The sequence below is a fragment of the Pseudomonas sp. LB-090624 genome, from assembly GCF_003205205.1.
Lineage (GTDB): Bacteria > Pseudomonadota > Gammaproteobacteria > Pseudomonadales > Pseudomonadaceae > Aquipseudomonas.
Map to the genome: position 1 here is coordinate 91,042 of NZ_QJRL01000005.1, position 15,233 is coordinate 106,274.

Annotated in this window: 17 protein-coding genes, 1 tRNA gene and 3 pseudogenes; 16 read left to right on the forward strand and 5 right to left on the reverse strand. The window is 60.7% G+C overall.

What is annotated here, in order from left to right:
* Positions 1–3: 3 nt before the first annotated feature.
* The 4 genes from DMX11_RS07560 (at position 4) to DMX11_RS07575 (ending at position 3,463) form a co-directional block, all read left to right on the forward strand.
* A complete protein-coding gene (locus DMX11_RS07560; RefSeq protein ID WP_110743928.1) occupies positions 4–1,026 on the forward strand; it encodes a LacI family DNA-binding transcriptional regulator in 1,023 nt (340 codons plus the stop codon).
* Positions 1,027–1,041: 15 nt separating this feature from the next.
* The gene (gene rbsK, locus DMX11_RS07565) at positions 1,042–1,950 is read left to right on the forward strand and encodes a ribokinase (RefSeq protein WP_110743929.1); all 909 of its coding nucleotides are present in this window, start codon (positions 1,042–1,044) and stop codon (positions 1,948–1,950) included.
* On the forward strand, positions 1,947–2,345 hold the full coding sequence (rbsD, locus tag DMX11_RS07570) for a D-ribose pyranase (RefSeq protein ID WP_110743930.1): 399 nt from the start codon (positions 1,947–1,949) through the stop codon (positions 2,343–2,345). The genes rbsK and rbsD overlap by 4 nt, the downstream gene beginning before the upstream one ends.
* A gap of 116 nt (positions 2,346–2,461) precedes the next feature.
* On the forward strand, positions 2,462–3,463 hold the full coding sequence (locus DMX11_RS07575) for a nucleoside hydrolase (protein WP_110743931.1): 1,002 nt from the start codon (positions 2,462–2,464) through the stop codon (positions 3,461–3,463).
* Here the strand turns inward: DMX11_RS07575 and DMX11_RS07580 are convergent.
* Positions 3,435–3,647 (reverse strand): hypothetical protein, encoded by a 213-nt coding sequence (locus tag DMX11_RS07580; RefSeq protein WP_110743932.1) that lies wholly within the window; start codon positions 3,645–3,647, stop codon positions 3,435–3,437. The two genes, DMX11_RS07575 and DMX11_RS07580, sit on opposite strands and share 29 nt — an antisense overlap.
* A gap of 276 nt (positions 3,648–3,923) precedes the next feature.
* On the opposite strand from DMX11_RS07580, the gene DMX11_RS07585 reads away from it, so the two are divergent.
* Positions 3,924–4,244, forward strand: a complete 321-nt coding sequence (locus DMX11_RS07585; RefSeq protein ID WP_110743933.1) for an I78 family peptidase inhibitor — start codon at positions 3,924–3,926, stop codon at positions 4,242–4,244.
* Between the two features lie 146 nt (positions 4,245–4,390).
* Here the strand turns inward: DMX11_RS07585 and DMX11_RS07590 are convergent, their stop codons facing one another.
* Both DMX11_RS07590 and DMX11_RS07595 read right to left on the reverse strand, forming a co-directional pair.
* Positions 4,391–4,603 (reverse strand): cold-shock protein, encoded by a 213-nt coding sequence (locus DMX11_RS07590; RefSeq protein ID WP_003250656.1) that lies wholly within the window; start codon positions 4,601–4,603, stop codon positions 4,391–4,393.
* Between the two features lie 162 nt (positions 4,604–4,765).
* Positions 4,766–5,071 carry a hypothetical protein gene (locus DMX11_RS07595; RefSeq protein ID WP_110743934.1) on the reverse strand — a complete coding sequence of 102 codons (306 nt, stop codon included), beginning with the start codon at positions 5,069–5,071 and terminating at the stop codon, positions 4,766–4,768.
* 337 nt (positions 5,072–5,408) lie between these two features.
* On the opposite strand from DMX11_RS07595, the gene thrS reads away from it, so the two are divergent.
* From thrS to DMX11_RS07640, 9 genes are all read left to right on the forward strand, one after another.
* Positions 5,409–7,331 (forward strand): threonine--tRNA ligase, encoded by a 1,923-nt coding sequence (thrS, locus tag DMX11_RS07600; RefSeq protein WP_110743935.1) that lies wholly within the window; start codon positions 5,409–5,411, stop codon positions 7,329–7,331.
* Positions 7,331–7,882: a translation initiation factor IF-3 gene (gene infC, locus DMX11_RS07605; RefSeq protein ID WP_016711338.1), complete on the forward strand. Its 552-nt coding sequence runs from the start codon at positions 7,331–7,333 to the stop codon at positions 7,880–7,882. The genes thrS and infC overlap by 1 nt, the downstream gene beginning before the upstream one ends.
* A 62-nt stretch (positions 7,883–7,944) precedes the next feature.
* Complete coding sequence (rpmI, locus tag DMX11_RS07610) at positions 7,945–8,139, forward strand: 50S ribosomal protein L35 (RefSeq protein WP_003250667.1); 195 nt, start codon at positions 7,945–7,947, stop codon at positions 8,137–8,139.
* 27 nt (positions 8,140–8,166) lie between these two features.
* The gene (gene rplT, locus DMX11_RS07615) at positions 8,167–8,523 is read left to right on the forward strand and encodes a 50S ribosomal protein L20 (RefSeq protein ID WP_003250671.1); all 357 of its coding nucleotides are present in this window, start codon (positions 8,167–8,169) and stop codon (positions 8,521–8,523) included.
* Between the two features lie 109 nt (positions 8,524–8,632).
* Positions 8,633–9,649, forward strand: coding sequence for a phenylalanine--tRNA ligase subunit alpha (pheS, locus tag DMX11_RS07620; RefSeq protein WP_110743936.1), 1,017 nt, complete (start codon positions 8,633–8,635; stop codon positions 9,647–9,649).
* A gap of 33 nt (positions 9,650–9,682) precedes the next feature.
* Positions 9,683–12,064 carry a phenylalanine--tRNA ligase subunit beta gene (pheT, locus tag DMX11_RS07625; RefSeq protein WP_110743937.1) on the forward strand — a complete coding sequence of 794 codons (2,382 nt, stop codon included), beginning with the start codon at positions 9,683–9,685 and terminating at the stop codon, positions 12,062–12,064.
* Between the two features lie 4 nt (positions 12,065–12,068).
* On the forward strand, positions 12,069–12,371 hold the full coding sequence (gene ihfA / locus DMX11_RS07630; protein WP_003250679.1) for an integration host factor subunit alpha: 303 nt from the start codon (positions 12,069–12,071) through the stop codon (positions 12,369–12,371).
* Entirely contained in the window at positions 12,352–12,708 is a 357-nt protein-coding gene (locus DMX11_RS07635) for a MerR family transcriptional regulator (RefSeq protein ID WP_044046958.1), read from the forward strand. The genes ihfA and DMX11_RS07635 overlap by 20 nt, the downstream gene beginning before the upstream one ends.
* Before the next feature lie 113 nt (positions 12,709–12,821).
* A tRNA-Pro gene (locus DMX11_RS07640) sits at positions 12,822–12,898 on the forward strand.
* Positions 12,899–12,980: 82 nt separating this feature from the next.
* On the opposite strand, the pseudogene DMX11_RS07645 reads toward DMX11_RS07640, so the two are convergent.
* A pseudogene (locus tag DMX11_RS07645) lies at positions 12,981–13,163 on the reverse strand (site-specific integrase); the annotation flags it as partial.
* Between DMX11_RS07645 and DMX11_RS07650 the strand changes: the two are divergent.
* A pseudogene (locus DMX11_RS07650) lies at positions 13,141–14,178 on the forward strand (MFS transporter); the annotation flags it as partial. The pseudogenes DMX11_RS07645 and DMX11_RS07650 sit on opposite strands and share 23 nt — an antisense overlap.
* Before the next feature lie 89 nt (positions 14,179–14,267).
* Positions 14,268–14,549 (forward strand): annotated as a pseudogene (locus DMX11_RS07655) (N-acetyltransferase family protein); the annotation flags it as partial.
* Between the two features lie 200 nt (positions 14,550–14,749).
* On the opposite strand, the gene DMX11_RS07665 reads toward DMX11_RS07655, so the two are convergent.
* Positions 14,750–15,229 carry a hypothetical protein gene (locus tag DMX11_RS07665; RefSeq protein WP_177410720.1) on the reverse strand — a complete coding sequence of 160 codons (480 nt, stop codon included), beginning with the start codon at positions 15,227–15,229 and terminating at the stop codon, positions 14,750–14,752.
* Positions 15,230–15,233 lie beyond the last annotated feature (4 nt).

Below are 15,233 nucleotides of genomic sequence, written 5' to 3' on the forward strand. Positions count from 1 at the left end.
AACATGGCAACCATCAAAGACGTCGCGGCACTGGCCGGTATTTCGTACACCACCGTGTCCCATGTATTGAACAAGACCCGGCCCGTCAGCGAGCAGGTGCGGCTGAAAGTGGAAGCCGCCATCATCGAGCTCGATTACGTGCCCAGCGCGGTGGCGCGTTCGTTGAAAGCGCGCAGCACTGCCACCATCGGCCTGCTGGTGCCCAACAGCGTCAACCCATACTTCGCCGAACTGGCCCGTGGGATCGAGGACGCCTGCGAGCGCAACGGCTACTGCGTGATTTTGTGCAACTCCGACGACAACCCTCAAAAGCAGCGCAGCTACCTGCGCGTGCTGCTGGAAAAGCGCATCGATGGCCTGGTAGTGGCTTCGGTGGGGCAGGACAGCGACCTGCTGCAAAGCCTGGCCAGCGTGCGCACACCCATGGTCATCGTCGACCGTGAACTGGAAGGCGTCGATGCCGACCTGGTGCGCATCGACCATGAGCAGGGCGCCTACCTTGCCACCCAGCACCTGCTGGAGCTGGGCCATCGCGATATCGCCTATATTGGCGGCCCCGCAGAAACCGGGGTGACCCAGCTGCGCCTGAGCGGTTTTCGCCGGGCCATGGCCGAGGTGGGGGCGCCGGTGCTGGGCAACCGCGTGCGGCATTGTGATTTCACCAGCCCAGGCGGCCATGCGACAGCAGCGCAGGTGCTGGACGGCAAGCGGCCCACGGCGATTTTTGCCGGTAACGACATGATCGGTTTCGGCGTGCTGCGTGCCGCCGCCGAGCGCAACATCAACGTGCCTGGCGAGTTGTCGGTGATTGGCTTCGACGACATCGAACTCAGCCGCTACGTGTACCCGCCGCTGACCACGGTCGGCCAGTCGATCCGCGAATTGGGCGAGAGCGCCGCCTCGCTGCTGCTGACGCGTATCGGCACCCCCCGGCAAGGGGCGGCGGAGCAACGCATTGTTGCACCGCGCATTGTGCTGCGTGAGTCCACCGGGCCGCGCCCGGACCTGTTCAACGATTACCGCTAACGCTAAGGAAATGTCATGAATGCCAAGGTCGTGGTGGTCGGCAGCCTCAATATGGACCTGGTGGTCCGCGCCCAGCGCCTGCCCCGCGCAGGCGAAACACTGCCCGGCGAAAGTTTTTTCACCGTGCCGGGCGGCAAGGGCGCCAACCAGGCCGTAGCGGTGGCGCGGCTGGGCGGCAGTGTGGCGATGATCGGCAATGTCGGCGACGATGATTACGGTCGGCAGTTGCACCGGGCGCTGTATGTCGAGGGCATCGACTGCCAGGGCGTCAGCACCTGCCCTGGGGTGTCCAGCGGGGTGGCCTTGATTACCGTGGATGCCGCCAGCCAGAACTGCATTGTCATCATCCCGGGTGGCAATGGCCTGCTGACGCCGGAAGTGGTCCAGCGCTTCGATGCGCTGTTGCAGGCAGCCGAGGTGGTCATCTGCCAGCTGGAAGTGCCGGAAGAAACCGTGGCCTGGACCCTGGCCAGGGGGCGTCAGCTGGGTAAGCAGGTGATCCTGAACCCGGCGCCCGCCACCGGCCCGTTGCCCGCGGACTGGTTCGCCTGCATTGATTACCTCACCCCTAACGAAAGCGAGGCCGAAGCCTTGACTGGCATCCCTGTCACCGACCAGCGCAGCGCCTTGCTTGCCGGTGAGCGTTTGTTGCAGCTTGGGGCGGGTAAAGTGATCATCACCCTGGGCGCACAGGGGGCCTTGCTGGTTACTGCCAATGGGCATCAGCACTATCCGGCGCCTGTGGTGCAGCCGCTGGACACTACCGCTGCTGGCGACACCTTCATCGGCGGTTTTGCTGCGGGTCTGGTCCGAGGGTGGGAAGAGGGCGAGGCTATCGCCTTCGGCCAGCGTGCAGCTGCGCTGTCGGTTACGCGGGCTGGCGCGCAACCGTCGATCCCTTACCTTGCGGAGTTGACGCCATGAAGAAAACGCAACTGCTGAACGTGGCCCTGTCGCGGACCATCGCCGGCATGGGGCATGGCGATATTCTGGTGATCGGCGATGCCGGGCTGCCGGTGCCGCCCGGGGTCGAGCTGATCGACTTGGCAATTACTCCGGGCTTGCCGGATTTCGCCAGTGTGTTGCGGGTGGTGTTGAGCGAGTTGCAGGTAGAGCGGCATGTGCTGGCTGAAGAAATGCAGAAAGTAGTGCCGCCAGCGTTGGTCGAGATCGAGCGCCTGAAGGGCAAGCTGGGCAAGCGCGAATGGTTGAACCATGAGGATTTCAAAGTGCTGTCGCGCAGTGCCCGCGCGGTGGTGCGTACGGGGGAGTGCCAGCCGTACAGCAACATCGCCCTGGTCTCCGGCGTCACGTTCTGACAGCCGAAACGGTACTTTAAGGCTTGCGCAATTCCCATGGGCGCGGGCATACCCGCTCCCTTGAGAGATTCGGTTTACCTGCATGATCCGCTCTGGCAACAAGGAGTGCCTGACTTATGCTGAAGCCCCTGCTACAAGGAATCGCCTTCATGGCCACAGCCACCACCCTCCAGGCCGCCCCCATCGACCTGATCATCGACACCGACCCCGGCGCCGACGACGTGGTCGCGCTGTTCCTGGCCATGGCCTCGCCCGAAGACCTCAACATCCGCGCCATCACCACCGTTGCTGGCAATGTGCGCCTGGATAAAACTTCGCGCAACGCCCGCCTGGCCCGTGAGTGGGCCGGCCGCGAAGACATTCCCGTGTACGCAGGCGCAGGCCGTCCGCTGGTACGCGCACCCATCTACGCCGCCGAGGTCCATGGTGAAGAAGGCCTCACCGGCGTGCAGGTGCACGAGCCCAAAGCGCCACTGGCCCAAGGCAATGCGGTGCAATACCTGGTCGACACCCTCGGTACTGCCAAGCCCCACAGCATCACCCTGGCCATGCTCGGCCCGCAGACCAACCTGGCCCTGGCGCTGATCCAACGCCCGGACATCGTCAAAGGCATCAAGCAAGTGGTGGTCATGGGCGGCGCCCATTTCAATGGCGGCAACATCACCCCGGCGGCGGAATTCAACCTCTACGCCGACCCGCATGCGGCCGAAGTGGTGCTGGCCAGTGGCGTGCCGCTCACCTACCTGCCGCTGGACGTTACCCACAAGCTGCTCACCAGCGACGCGCGCCTCAAGCAACTGGCCGCCGTGAACAACCAGGCCAGCAAGCGTGTGGTCGATATCCTCAACGCCTACATCACCCACGACATGGACCTGTACGGCATGCCCGGCGGCCCGGTGCACGACGCCAGTGTCATCGCCTACCTGTTGAAGCCCGAACTGTTCAGTGGGCGGCGCATCCATGTGAGCATCGACAGCCGCGAAGGCCCGACTTTCGGGCAAACCATCGCCGACTGGTACGGTGTGCTCAAGCAGCCGGCCAACGTGCTGTGGGTGGAGCAGGGCGATGCCCAGGGCCTGTTCGACCTGCTCAGCGCCCGGTTGGCGCGATTGGAATAGCCGCGTGCGGTGCATAGCGCTCCAGCACTTGCTCGATGAAGCTGCGCGCCGCCTCGGCGCCGCGATCGCGCACCAGCAGGTCGATGCCAATCAGCAGCAACTCCTCTGGTGTGCCTGGGCTGTACGCACTCTGGCCCTCGGCCCACTTGACCTTGATATCGGCATCGATGCTGTGGCTGCTCATGAAAAGCTCTCGCTAGGGGCCCGGAACGAAGGAATGAACACCTGACCCTGGTGCTCGATGGAGGCGGGATGCGCTCCACTTCTTGCAGCAAATCATGGCTTTGCGCCAGTGACCGTGCGAGCTAAGCATATGGCAAACGCAGCGGGTTGTGCAAAATCCAGTCACGATTGCGTTTCGCCTTCGGTGCTAGCATTCAGGCAGACTTGATCGGTTTTGCAACAAACGATGAGCGGAACTGTCGGATCAGACAGTTCCCAGACCGAATTAGGAGGCTTCATGTTCCGTACCCGTGCTTACCTGGCAACCCTGGCGGTGGCTGCTGTCCTGGCTGGTTGCAGCACTGGTGGTGACGCTGGTGGGGGGGCTGCACCGGCCACCCCAGCTGGCAACGATGGCCGCTGCGAAGCCAGCGGCGCAGACTTCGCCATTGGCAAGCAGGGCAGTGCCGAGCTTTTGGAACAAGCACGCAAGGCCAGTGGTTCGCAGATGGCGCGCATTCTCAAGCCGCACGATGTGGTAACGCTGGAATACCGCTCCGAGCGCTTGAACCTGAACGTGGACGAGCAGGGCAAGGTCACCCGCGTCAACTGCGGTTGATGCACGGGCAGGCGTGGTCACTGCGGGCGAAGCCTGTGCCATCCACCCTGCAGTCTGTTTCACGGGCAATCCCGTCCCTGCTCAGATGATGCAATCGGCCATAAAAAAACCCGCCACAAGGGCGGGTTTTTTTACAGCTATCCGAATTACTCCGGACGAACCTGTGCAGCCTGCATGCCCTTCTGGCCGCGCTCGGCGACGAAGGAAACAGTCTGGCCTTCTTTCAGGCTCTTGAAGCCGTCGGATTCGATGGCTTTGAAGTGAACGAACAGGTCGTCGCCGCCGCCTGCTGGGGTGATGAAGCCGTAGCCTTTCTCATCATTGAACCATTTGACGGTGCCTTGTTGGCGATTGGACATGGGTGAATCTCCAGAACATTTAGTTTTTTCAGTGGTGCAATGCGGCCGAGGCTACGGAGCACGGGACACATCATAGTCTAATTCTGCGCATCTAGCGCCTTTTACCTTCGCAGGATATTGATCCAGCTCAAAGAATCGGCGGCCCGGCCTGGCTTTAAGGTTTCAGCTCTTCGGCGCGCAGGCCTGTTTTACAACGGTTTGCGCCTTTTGCATCAGTTTCGCGTCCACGCCATCCTGGCTGTCCAGGTCGGCAATTTCAGCGTCGGTGAAATTCTTCTTGATGGCTTGAGCGCCACAGTCGCAGTGTTTTTTCGCGGTCGCAGCGTCAACGCCCTGGCCGCTGGCCACTTGCGTGCACTGAGCCATGTAACCGGCCTCTTTCCCCGGTGGGAAGTTGCCAGCGTTCGCAGCCACCGGCAGCAGCAGGGCGCCAGCGGCCGCCAGGGCCAGAAGAGACGGAACTCGCATAACCAGTTACTCCTTGGGTTAAGGTCTCATCAAGAGTAGGTTGCTTCCCAAGGTCTGATAGGACTTTTTCCGCGTTAGTTCACCCGAAAGATGTAATTGCCAAATATTTCTGCCTGGGGTGCAACCCGCGTGCTAGCATGCTCGGCTTGTGGTCGCGCCGTTGCCGGCCGCAGCTATCTTTTTTCTTTCCAGTCACTCTGGTTCGTCCCTCGCAAGCCGAAAGGCTTCTGCCACTGTGAGGCAGGCTTCCTTTTAAGGAAGGCAGGTCGGATCTTGTACTGGCTCATCCCAACCCACGTGACCTTTGGTAGGGGTCACCACTAGGAGAGGAGGCGCCATGCCCGTTATTACTCTTCCCGATGGCAGTCAACGTTCGTTTGATCACGCCGTATCCGTAGCCGACGTTGCCGCATCCATCGGTGCTGGCCTGGCCAAGGCCACCGTGGCCGGCAAGGTCGATGGCAAACTGGTCGACGCGTGCGACCTGATCAGCCAAGACGCCACCCTGCAGATCATCACCCCTAAAGATGCAGAGGGACTGGAGATCATCCGTCACTCGTGCGCCCACTTGGTTGGCCACGCAGTGAAGCAGCTGTATCCGACCGCCAAGATGGTCATCGGCCCGGTCATTGACGAAGGCTTCTATTACGACATCGCCTACGAGCGCCCCTTCACCCCAGAAGACATGGCCGCCATCGAAAAGCGCATGATGGAGCTGATCGAAAAGGACTACGACGTCGTCAAGAAAGTCACCCCGCGCGCCGAAGTCATCGACGTGTTCACCGCCCGTGGCGAAGACTACAAGCTGCGCCTGGTCGAAGACATGCCGGATGAGCAGGCCATGGGTCTGTACTACCATGAAGAATACGTCGACATGTGCCGTGGCCCGCACGTGCCGAATACCCGCTTCCTCAAGGCATTCAAGCTGACCAAGCTGTCCGGCGCCTACTGGCGTGGCGATGCCAAGAACGAGCAGCTGCAGCGCGTGTACGGCACTGCCTGGGCTGACAAGAAGCAGCTGGCTGCCTACATCCAGCGCATCGAAGAAGCTGAAAAACGCGACCACCGCAAGATCGGCAAGCAGCTCGACCTGTTCCACCTTCAGGAAGAAGCCCCGGGCATGGTGTTCTGGCACGCCAACGGCTGGACCGTGTACCAGGTACTCGAGCAGTACATGCGTCAGGTCCAGCGCGTAAACGGCTACCAGGAAATCAAGACCCCGCAGGTTGTCGACCGCATTCTCTGGGAGCGTTCCGGCCACTGGTCCAACTATGCCGAGAACATGTTCACCACTTCGTCGGAAAGCCGTGACTACGCGGTGAAGCCGATGAACTGCCCGTGCCACGTGCAGGTGTTCAACCAGGGCCTGAAAAGCTACCGCGACCTGCCGCTGCGCCTGGCCGAGTTCGGTGCCTGCCACCGTAACGAGCCGTCCGGCGCCCTGCACGGCATCATGCGCGTGCGTGGCTTCGTGCAAGACGACGCGCACATCTTCTGCACCGAAGAACAGGTGAAGAAGGAAGCCGCCGACTTCATCAAGCTGACCCTGGATGTGTACAAGGACTTCGGCTTCACCGACATTGCCATGAAGCTGTCGACCCGCCCGGCCAAGCGCGTGGGCTCCGAAGAGTTGTGGGACCGCGCCGAAGGTGCACTGGCCGACGCCCTGAACGAATCGGGCCTGGAGTGGGAATACCAGCCAGGCGAGGGCGCCTTCTACGGCCCGAAAATCGAGTTCACCCTGCGCGACTGCCTCGGCCGTAACTGGCAGTGTGGTACCCTGCAGTACGACCCGAACCTGCCAGAGCGCCTGGATGCCAGCTATATCGCCGAAGATAACAGCCGAGTGCGCCCGGTCATGTTGCACCGCGCCATCCTCGGTTCGTTCGAACGCTTCATCGGCATGCTGATCGAGCACTACGCTGGGGTGTTCCCGGCGTGGCTGGCGCCGACCCAGGCGGTGATCATGAACATCACCGACAAACAGGCCGATTTCGCCCTCGAGGTGGAAAATACCCTGAACGGTAGCGGTTTCCGTGCCAAGTCGGACTTGAGAAATGAGAAGATCGGCTTTAAAATCCGCGAGCATACTTTGCTCAAGGTCCCGTACCTTTTGGTTATAGGGGATCGCGAAGTCGAAACGCAAACCGTCGCTGTGCGCACTCGCGAAGGCGCTGACCTGGGCTCCATGCCCGTCGCCCAGTTCGCTGAGCTGCTGACACATGCGGTTTCCCGGCGTGGTCGCCAAGAATCGGAGTAATGACTATTAAGCGTGAAATGAGAAACGATAAGCGTGCTGTACCGAAGGCCCCGATCAACGAGAATATCTCGGCCCGCGAGGTTCGGTTAATTGGCGCAGACGGCGAGCAGGTTGGCATCGTCTCGATTGATGAAGCGCTTCGTATCGCTGAAGAAGCGAAGCTGGATCTGGTGGAGATCTCTGCAGACGCAGTACCGCCTGTCTGCAAGGTGATGGACTACGGCAAGCACCTCTTCGAGAAGAAGAAGCAGGCCAACGAAGCCAAGAAAAACCAGAAGCAGATCCAGATCAAAGAAATCAAGTTTCGTCCAGGGACGGAAGAAGGGGATTACCAGGTAAAACTACGCAACCTGGTACGTTTCCTTACCGATGGGGACAAGGCCAAGATCTCTCTGAGATTCCGTGGTCGTGAGATGGCCCACCAGGAACTGGGCATGGAGCTGTTGAAGCGGGTTGAAGCTGACCTGGCTGAATACGGCGCCGTTGAGCAGCATCCTAAGATGGAAGGACGCCAGCTTATGATGGTCATCGCCCCCAAAAAGAAGAAGTAATCTCCCGGGCACGGCAGGCCTGATGATTATTGTGTAATTTTTATCGAATGCGGAGTTCCAACATGCCAAAAATGAAAACCAAGAGCGGTGCTGCGAAGCGCTTCCTGAAGACCGCTTCCGGCTTCAAGCACAAGCACGCTTTCAAGAGCCACATCCTGACCAAAATGTCGACCAAGCGTAAGCGTCAACTGCGCGGTGCCAGCCTGCTGCACCCGTCTGACGTGGCAAAAGTCGAGCGCATGCTGCGCGTACGTTAATTCTGGTTTAGATAGAGGAAGTTACTCATGGCTCGTGTTAAGCGTGGCGTCATCGCTCGTAAGCGTCACAAGAAAATTCTGAAACTGGCTAAAGGCTACTACGGTGCACGCTCGCGCGTATTCCGCGTTGCCAAGCAGGCTGTCATCAAGGCTGGTCAATATGCCTACCGTGACCGTCGTCAGAAGAAGCGTCAGTTCCGCGCACTGTGGATCGCTCGTATCAACGCCGGTGCCCGCACCAACGGTCTGTCCTACAGCCGTCTGATTGCTGGCCTGAAAAAGGCTTCGATCGAAATCGACCGTAAGGTTCTGGCCGATCTGGCAGTGAACGAAAAAGCGGCGTTTGCTGCGATTGTCGAGAAAGCTAAAGCCGTTCTGGCTTAAGTACCCGCGACAATCACCCGGCGGCGCTAGCGCCGTCGGGCATTGAACGTCATCGATAGGGGAAGAGCCTTCAAAGCTCTTCCCCTATTTTCGTATCTGGAGTCTGTACATGGAAAACCTGGATGCGCTGGTCTCCCAAGCCCTAGAGGCCGTGGAGCGCGCTGAAGACATCAATGCCCTGGAACAGATCCGGGTTAATTATCTCGGCAAGAAGGGCGAGCTGACCCAGGTGATGAAGACCCTGGGCAACCTGCCAGCCGAAGAGCGGCCGAAAGTCGGCGCGCTGATCAACGACGCCAAAGAGCGCGTTACCGTTGTGCTCAATGCCCGCAAGGCCGCCTTTGAAGAAGCCGAGCTCAGCGCTCGCCTGGCTGCCGAATGCATTGACGTCACCCTGCCAGGCCGCGGCCAGGCCACCGGTGGCCTGCACCCGATCACCCGTACCCTCGAGCGCATCGAGCAGTTCTTCACCCACATTGGCTATGGCATCGCCGAAGGCCCAGAGGTGGAAGACGACTACCACAACTTCGAAGCGCTCAACATCCCCGGCCACCACCCGGCCCGGGCGATGCACGATACCTTCTATTTCAATGCCAACATGCTGCTGCGTACCCACACCTCGCCGGTGCAGGTGCGGACCATGGAGTCCACCCAGCCGCCCATTCGCATTGTCTGCCCAGGCCGCGTGTACCGTTGCGACTCGGATATCACCCACTCGCCGATGTTCCACCAGGTCGAAGGCCTGCTGATCGATCGCGATATCAACTTCGCCGACCTCAAGGGCACCATCGAAGAATTCCTGCGCGTGTTCTTCGAGAAAGAACTGGCGGTGCGTTTCCGCCCATCGTTCTTCCCCTTCACCGAGCCGTCCGCCGAAGTCGACATCCAGTGTGTGATGTGTTCCGGCAAAGGCTGCCGCGTGTGCAAGCAGACCGGCTGGCTGGAAGTGATGGGCTGCGGCATGGTGCACCCGAACGTGCTGCGCATGTCCGGCATTGACCCTGAAGAGTTCCAGGGCTTCGCCTTCGGCATGGGTGCCGAGCGCCTGGCCATGCTGCGCTATGGCGTCAACGATTTGCGTCTGTTCTTCGACAACGACCTGCGCTTCCTCGCGCAATTCCGCTAGGTCAATGCCCGACGCAACTTTCAGGAGAACAGCATGAAATTCAGTGAACAGTGGCTGCGCGGTTGGGTAAACCCGCAAGTCTCTCGTGACGAACTGGTCGCCCGCCTGTCCATGGCCGGGCTCGAAGTCGACAGCGTTACCCCCGCTGCCGGCCAGTTCAGCGGCATCGTGGTGGGCGAGATCCTCGCCACCGAACAACACCCGGACGCCGACAAGCTGCGCGTGTGCCAGGTGACCAACGGCCAGGAAACCTTCCAGGTCGTGTGCGGCGCCCCTAACGCCCGCCCAGGCATCAAGGTGCCGTTCGCCATGATCGGCGCCGAGCTGTCGGGCGACTTCAAGATCAAGAAGGCCAAGCTGCGCGGCGTCGAGTCGTTCGGCATGCTGTGCTCGGCAGCCGAGCTGGAAATCAGCGAAGAGAACGACGGCCTGCTGGAACTGGCTGCCGACGCCCCGGTAGGCGAAAACATTCGTACCTACCTGAGCCTGGATGACGCCAGCATCGAAATCGGCCTCACGCCGAACCGCGGTGACTGCCTGTCCATCGCCGGCCTGGCCCGCGACGTTAGCGCCCTGTACGACACCCCGGTCACTCGCCCGGTAGTGCCGGCCGTAGCCGCTGCCCACGACGAAGTACGCCCGGTTGAAGTCAGCGCCCCGGCTGCCTGCCCGCGCTACCTCGGCCGCGTTATCCGTAACGTCGACCTGAGCAAGCCAACCCCACTGTGGATGGTCGAGCGCCTGCGCCGCAGCGACGTTCGCAGCATCGACGCCGCCGTCGACATCACCAACTACGTGATGCTCGAACTCGGCCAGCCGATGCACGCCTTCGACCTGGCAGAAATCAACGGCGGCATTCGCGTACGCATGGCCGAAGAGGGCGAAAAACTCGTCCTGCTCGACGGCCAGGAAGTGGCCCTGCGCGCCGACACCCTGGTCATCGCCGACCACACCCGCGCCCTGGCCATCGCCGGCGTCATGGGTGGCGAGCACAGCGGTGTGAATACCGAAAAAACCCGCGACCTGTTCCTGGAAAGCGCCTTCTTCGAGCCGATTTCCGTCGCCGGTAAAGCCCGTTCCTACGGCCTGCACACCGATGCCTCGCACCGCTACGAGCGCGGCGTCGACTCGCAGCTGGCCCGCGAAGCCATGGAGCGTGCCACCCAGCTGCTGCTGGAAACCGTTGGCGGCGAAGCCGGCCCGATCGTCGAAGCCGTCAGCCAACAGCACCTGCCGCAAGTAGCTCCGGTCACCCTGCGCGCCGAACGCATCACCCAGATGCTCGGCATGGAAATGGACCCAGCTCAGGTCGAGCAGTTGCTCAACGCCCTCGAGTTGACCACGACCAAGAGCGGGGAAGTGCAGTGGACCGTCAGCGTGCCAAGCCACCGCTTCGACATCAGCCTGGAAGTGGACCTGATCGAAGAGCTGGCCCGCCTGTACGGCTACAACAACCTGCCGGTCCGCTACCCGCAAGCCCGCCTGGCGCCACAGGGCAAGCCGGAAACCCGCGGTGACCTGCCGACCCTGCGCCGCCTGCTGGTTGCCCGCGGCTACCAGGAAGCCATCACCTATAGCTTCATCGACCCGAAACTGTTCGAACTGTTCAGCCCTGGCGTAGAGCCGCTGCTGCTAGCCAACCCCATCTCCAGCGACATGGCCGCCATGCGCGCCTCGCTGTGGCCGGGCCTGGTCAAGGCACTGCAGCACAACCTGAACCGCCAGCAAGACCGCGTGCGCCTGTTCGAAAGCGGCCTGCGCTTCGTCGGCCAGCTGGGTGACCTGCAGCAGCAACCAATGATTGCCGGCGTCATCACCGGCAGCCGCCTGCCAGAAGGCTGGGCCAACGGCCGCGACGGCGTCGACTTCTTCGACGTCAAAGCCGACGTCGAAGCCCTGCTGGGCTACTCCGGCGCCCTGAGCGACTTCACCTTCAGCGCCGGCAAACACCCAGCCCTGCACCCAGGCCAGACCGCTGCCATCGAGCGTGACGGCAAACTGGTCGGCTACCTCGGCGCCATCCACCCAGAGCTGGCCAAGGCCCTGGGCCTGGACCGCCCGGTGTTCCTGTTCGAGCTGGTGCTGGGCGACGTGGTCGAAGGCCGCCTGCCGAAATTCAGCGAACTGTCCAAGTTCCCGGAAACCCGCCGCGACCTGGCTTTGATCGCAGGACGTGACGTCGCTTCTAGCGCGGTGCTTGAATTAATTCGTGACAATGCAGGCGAATGGCTCACAGACCTCAGGCTGTTTGATGTGTACCAAGGTAAAGGCATTGATCCTGATAGAAAAAGCCTTGCCGTTGGCTTGACCTGGCAGCATCCATCGCGCACTCTTAACGACGATGAGGTGAACACTACCCTGCAAAACATCCTCACCTCGCTCGAACAAAGGTTGAACACCACGTTAAGGAAATAACGGCATGGGTGCTCTGACGAAAGCTGAGATGGCCGAAAGGCTGTACGAGGAGCTGGGGCTTAACAAGCGTGAGGCCAAGGAGCTGGTCGAGCTGTTTTTTGAAGAAATTCGGCACGCACTTGAAGAGAACGAGCAGGTCAAGCTGTCCGGATTCGGCAACTTCGACCTTCGCGACAAACGCCAGCGGCCGGGCCGCAACCCCAAAACAGGGGAAGAGATCCCGATCACCGCACGGCGCGTCGTCACCTTTCGTCCAGGGCAGAAGTTGAAGGCCCGGGTTGAGGCCTATGCTGGAACCAAGCCATAACGACGAACTGCCCCCTATACCGGGCAAACGCTACTTCACCATTGGTGAAGTGAGCGAGTTGTGTGCCGTAAAGCCACACGTGCTGCGGTATTGGGAGCAGGAGTTCGACCAGCTGAACCCTGTGAAGCGGCGGGGGAACCGGCGGTATTACCAGCGCCAGGATGTGCTGATGATCCGCCAGATTCGTGCGCTGCTTTATGAGCAGGGGTTCACCATTGGCGGGGCGCGGTTACGGCTCTCCAGTGATGAGGCTAAAGATGAATCCAGCCAGTACAAGCAGCTGATTCGGCAGATGATTGTTGAATTGGAGGATGTGTTGGTGGTTTTGAAGAAGTGAACCGGATTCTGATGAATGGAAATTTTTTTGAGAAAAAGCTTTCATTTATCAGGAGGTTAGGGTACATTCTTCAACGTTCTCGGCAAGATTGAGAACATGCTTTAAAGCCCAGTCGGGGCGTAGCGCAGCCCGGTAGCGCACTTGCATGGGGTGCAAGGGGTCGAGTGTTCGAATCACTCCGTCCCGACCATATATTTCAACGACTTAGCCACCTCCGGGTGGCTTTGTTGTTTCTGGGGCTAGTGACTTTTCGAGTGACTTCGCCTTTTTTCTCATCCAATTCTCCTTTTCAAGATCGTCAGAACCGGCCCGCGTGAATCTGTGGCCGATACCTTGTTTGCCGCCTCGATCATCTGGCCGATCTCCGCGCCGGAGTAGTGACTGGTCACGCTTCCGCTCTTGTGGCCAAGTAACGACTTCCGATCTTCCAAGCTAACAGCTGCTGCTTCCTGGCGATGGATCTTCTACCTGCAGCTGGTACCTGGCATCGCGCTGCTGGCAGCCATATCTTGGTCGATCGAAGCCAGGCCCATGAAGCTCGAACTGTTGCGCAAGGGCGACTGGCTGGGTATCACGGCCATGGTGCTGGGCCTGGGTGGGCTGCAGATCGTCCTGGAAGAAGGCGGGCGCCTGGACTGGTTCAGTTCGCGCTACATCCTGGCCATGGCTGTGGTCGCAGCCATCGCGCTGGTGGTGTTCGTGGGCACGCAGCTCTACGGTAAGCAGGCGTTCATCAACCTGCGGCTGCTTGGACATTACAACTTCGGCGTTGCCAGCGTTGCCATGTTCGTTTTCGGTGCTGCGACATTCGGGCTTGTCTTTCTGGTTCCCAACTATCTGTCCCAGTTGCAGGGTTTCAGCGCCAGCGATGTGGGTGTGGCACTGATTGCCTACGGCGTGGTGCAGCTGTCATTGGCACCGCTCATGCCACGCCTGATGGTCTGGACCAGCGCCAAATTCATGGTAGCCAGCGGCTTTCTGATCATGGCGCTGGGCTGCTGGCTGGGCGCAGGCCTGACCGCGGACAGCGCGGACAACGTCATCATTCCGTCCACGGTGGTGCGGGGTATCGGACAGCCTTTCATCATGGTGGCGCTTTCGGTGCTGGCGGTGGCCGGGCTGGACAAGCGTGAGGCGGGTTCGGCGTCGGCGGTTTTCTCGATGTTGCGCAACCTTGGCGGAGCGATTGGCACCGCGGCCCTTACCCAGGTGGTAGCAACGCGTGAGCGTTTTCACAGCGAGCGCGTTTACGAGCATGTATCGGCGTTTTCGCCAGGGCTGCAGGAGCGGCTGGGGCAGACGTTGCAGACGTGGTTGCCGGCGCAGCAACAGATACTCGAAGTGTTGGCAGCCACGGTGCGTCGTGAAGCCTACCTGCTGGCTTACAGCGATGCCTTTTATGTTTCTTGCCTGGCGCTGATCGGGTGCGCAGTCGCAGCGCTCATATTGCGCACGCAGCGGGCCAAGTAGCTGCGATCAACGTGATTACAAGTTCTAACCAAGGAGCGACTGCAATGGATTGCCCATGCATTACTGATTAACAATAGTTTGATAGCGAAATCGAGATCCGTGTCGCCAGATCAGAGGGTGCAGAAGATATCCAGGCCATTTACGCGCCTATCGTGCTCCACACGGCCACTTCATTCAAAGAGGCAGTGCCGAGCGTGGAGCAAATGCGTGAGCGGATCGCCACGACCCTGCAAACCTACCCTTATCTGGTAGCGGTGCTGGAGGGACGGGTAGTCGGCTACGCCTACGCCAGTCAGCACCGGGCGCGGGCGGCGTACCGCTGGGCGGTGGATGTGACGGTCTACGTCGCCGAGGGTCAGCGCCGTCTGGGTGGACGTGGCAGGCAGGTGATATACTTCGCCGCTTGCCAAACAAGGAGAGTGGTATGCGGTTTAGAGAAAGGTTCGGAACCATGCAGGAATGGCTCACACCGAAGCGTTTGCGCCGTATCGCCTTTGCGCTGTTGGCGATATGGGGAGGCCTATCTGCGATGTATCCTGGCCAGCACCTTGCCTGGCTGGTAGTGCTCGCGTCATGCATTTTGGCGTCGGCGTATATCCCGAACCCTATCAGGAAGCGTTGAGGCGCTGGCGGGCAGCGCGTCGATGGATGCGCAGGGCCAGGCGATGCCGCAGGTCTGGCCGCAACGCCCCATCATGTTTGTGTCTGCTCGGGCGACGCGCACAGCCTTGCTCAGGTTGCTTGTGCAGCCGCCATTGGCTTTCAGCCCGATCAAATTGTTGCCGTTCCAGGCCTTCGGCTTCTGCATGTAGAACTCAGCAAAGTCAGGATGCTGGTCCAGCGCTTCGCGGATCTCGACATACTTACAATCGCCGCCGATCCGCGTCCTGGCGTCGATGTAGTCCTTCGGCCACGGGGTGTCGGTGTCGCGGTGATCCAGAGCACCGTCCCGGGTGAACTGCTGGGCCCTGTCCAGATCGGTGACACCCTTTGGCATGATGGCAATTTGGTTTGGGATGGCAGGGTTACCCGATGTGTCTGCGGATTGCACGGAG

Coding starts and splice junctions, on each gene's coding strand:
- DMX11_RS07560 (WP_110743928.1), top strand. CDS start 4: ATGGCAACCATCAAAGACGTCGCGGCACTGGCCGGTATTTCGTACACC.
- rbsK (WP_110743929.1), top strand. CDS start 1,042: ATGAATGCCAAGGTCGTGGTGGTCGGCAGCCTCAATATGGACCTGGTG.
- rbsD (WP_110743930.1), top strand. CDS start 1,947: ATGAAGAAAACGCAACTGCTGAACGTGGCCCTGTCGCGGACCATCGCC.
- DMX11_RS07575 (WP_110743931.1), top strand. CDS start 2,462: ATGCTGAAGCCCCTGCTACAAGGAATCGCCTTCATGGCCACAGCCACC.
- DMX11_RS07580 (WP_110743932.1), bottom strand. CDS start 3,647: ATGAGCAGCCACAGCATCGATGCCGATATCAAGGTCAAGTGGGCCGAG.
- DMX11_RS07585 (WP_110743933.1), top strand. CDS start 3,924: ATGTTCCGTACCCGTGCTTACCTGGCAACCCTGGCGGTGGCTGCTGTC.
- DMX11_RS07590 (WP_003250656.1), bottom strand. CDS start 4,603: ATGTCCAATCGCCAACAAGGCACCGTCAAATGGTTCAATGATGAGAAA.
- DMX11_RS07595 (WP_110743934.1), bottom strand. CDS start 5,071: ATGCGAGTTCCGTCTCTTCTGGCCCTGGCGGCCGCTGGCGCCCTGCTG.
- thrS (WP_110743935.1), top strand. CDS start 5,409: ATGCCCGTTATTACTCTTCCCGATGGCAGTCAACGTTCGTTTGATCAC.
- infC (WP_016711338.1), top strand. CDS start 7,331: ATGACTATTAAGCGTGAAATGAGAAACGATAAGCGTGCTGTACCGAAG.
- rpmI (WP_003250667.1), top strand. CDS start 7,945: ATGCCAAAAATGAAAACCAAGAGCGGTGCTGCGAAGCGCTTCCTGAAG.
- rplT (WP_003250671.1), top strand. CDS start 8,167: ATGGCTCGTGTTAAGCGTGGCGTCATCGCTCGTAAGCGTCACAAGAAA.
- pheS (WP_110743936.1), top strand. CDS start 8,633: ATGGAAAACCTGGATGCGCTGGTCTCCCAAGCCCTAGAGGCCGTGGAG.
- pheT (WP_110743937.1), top strand. CDS start 9,683: ATGAAATTCAGTGAACAGTGGCTGCGCGGTTGGGTAAACCCGCAAGTC.
- ihfA (WP_003250679.1), top strand. CDS start 12,069: ATGGGTGCTCTGACGAAAGCTGAGATGGCCGAAAGGCTGTACGAGGAG.
- DMX11_RS07635 (WP_044046958.1), top strand. CDS start 12,352: ATGCTGGAACCAAGCCATAACGACGAACTGCCCCCTATACCGGGCAAA.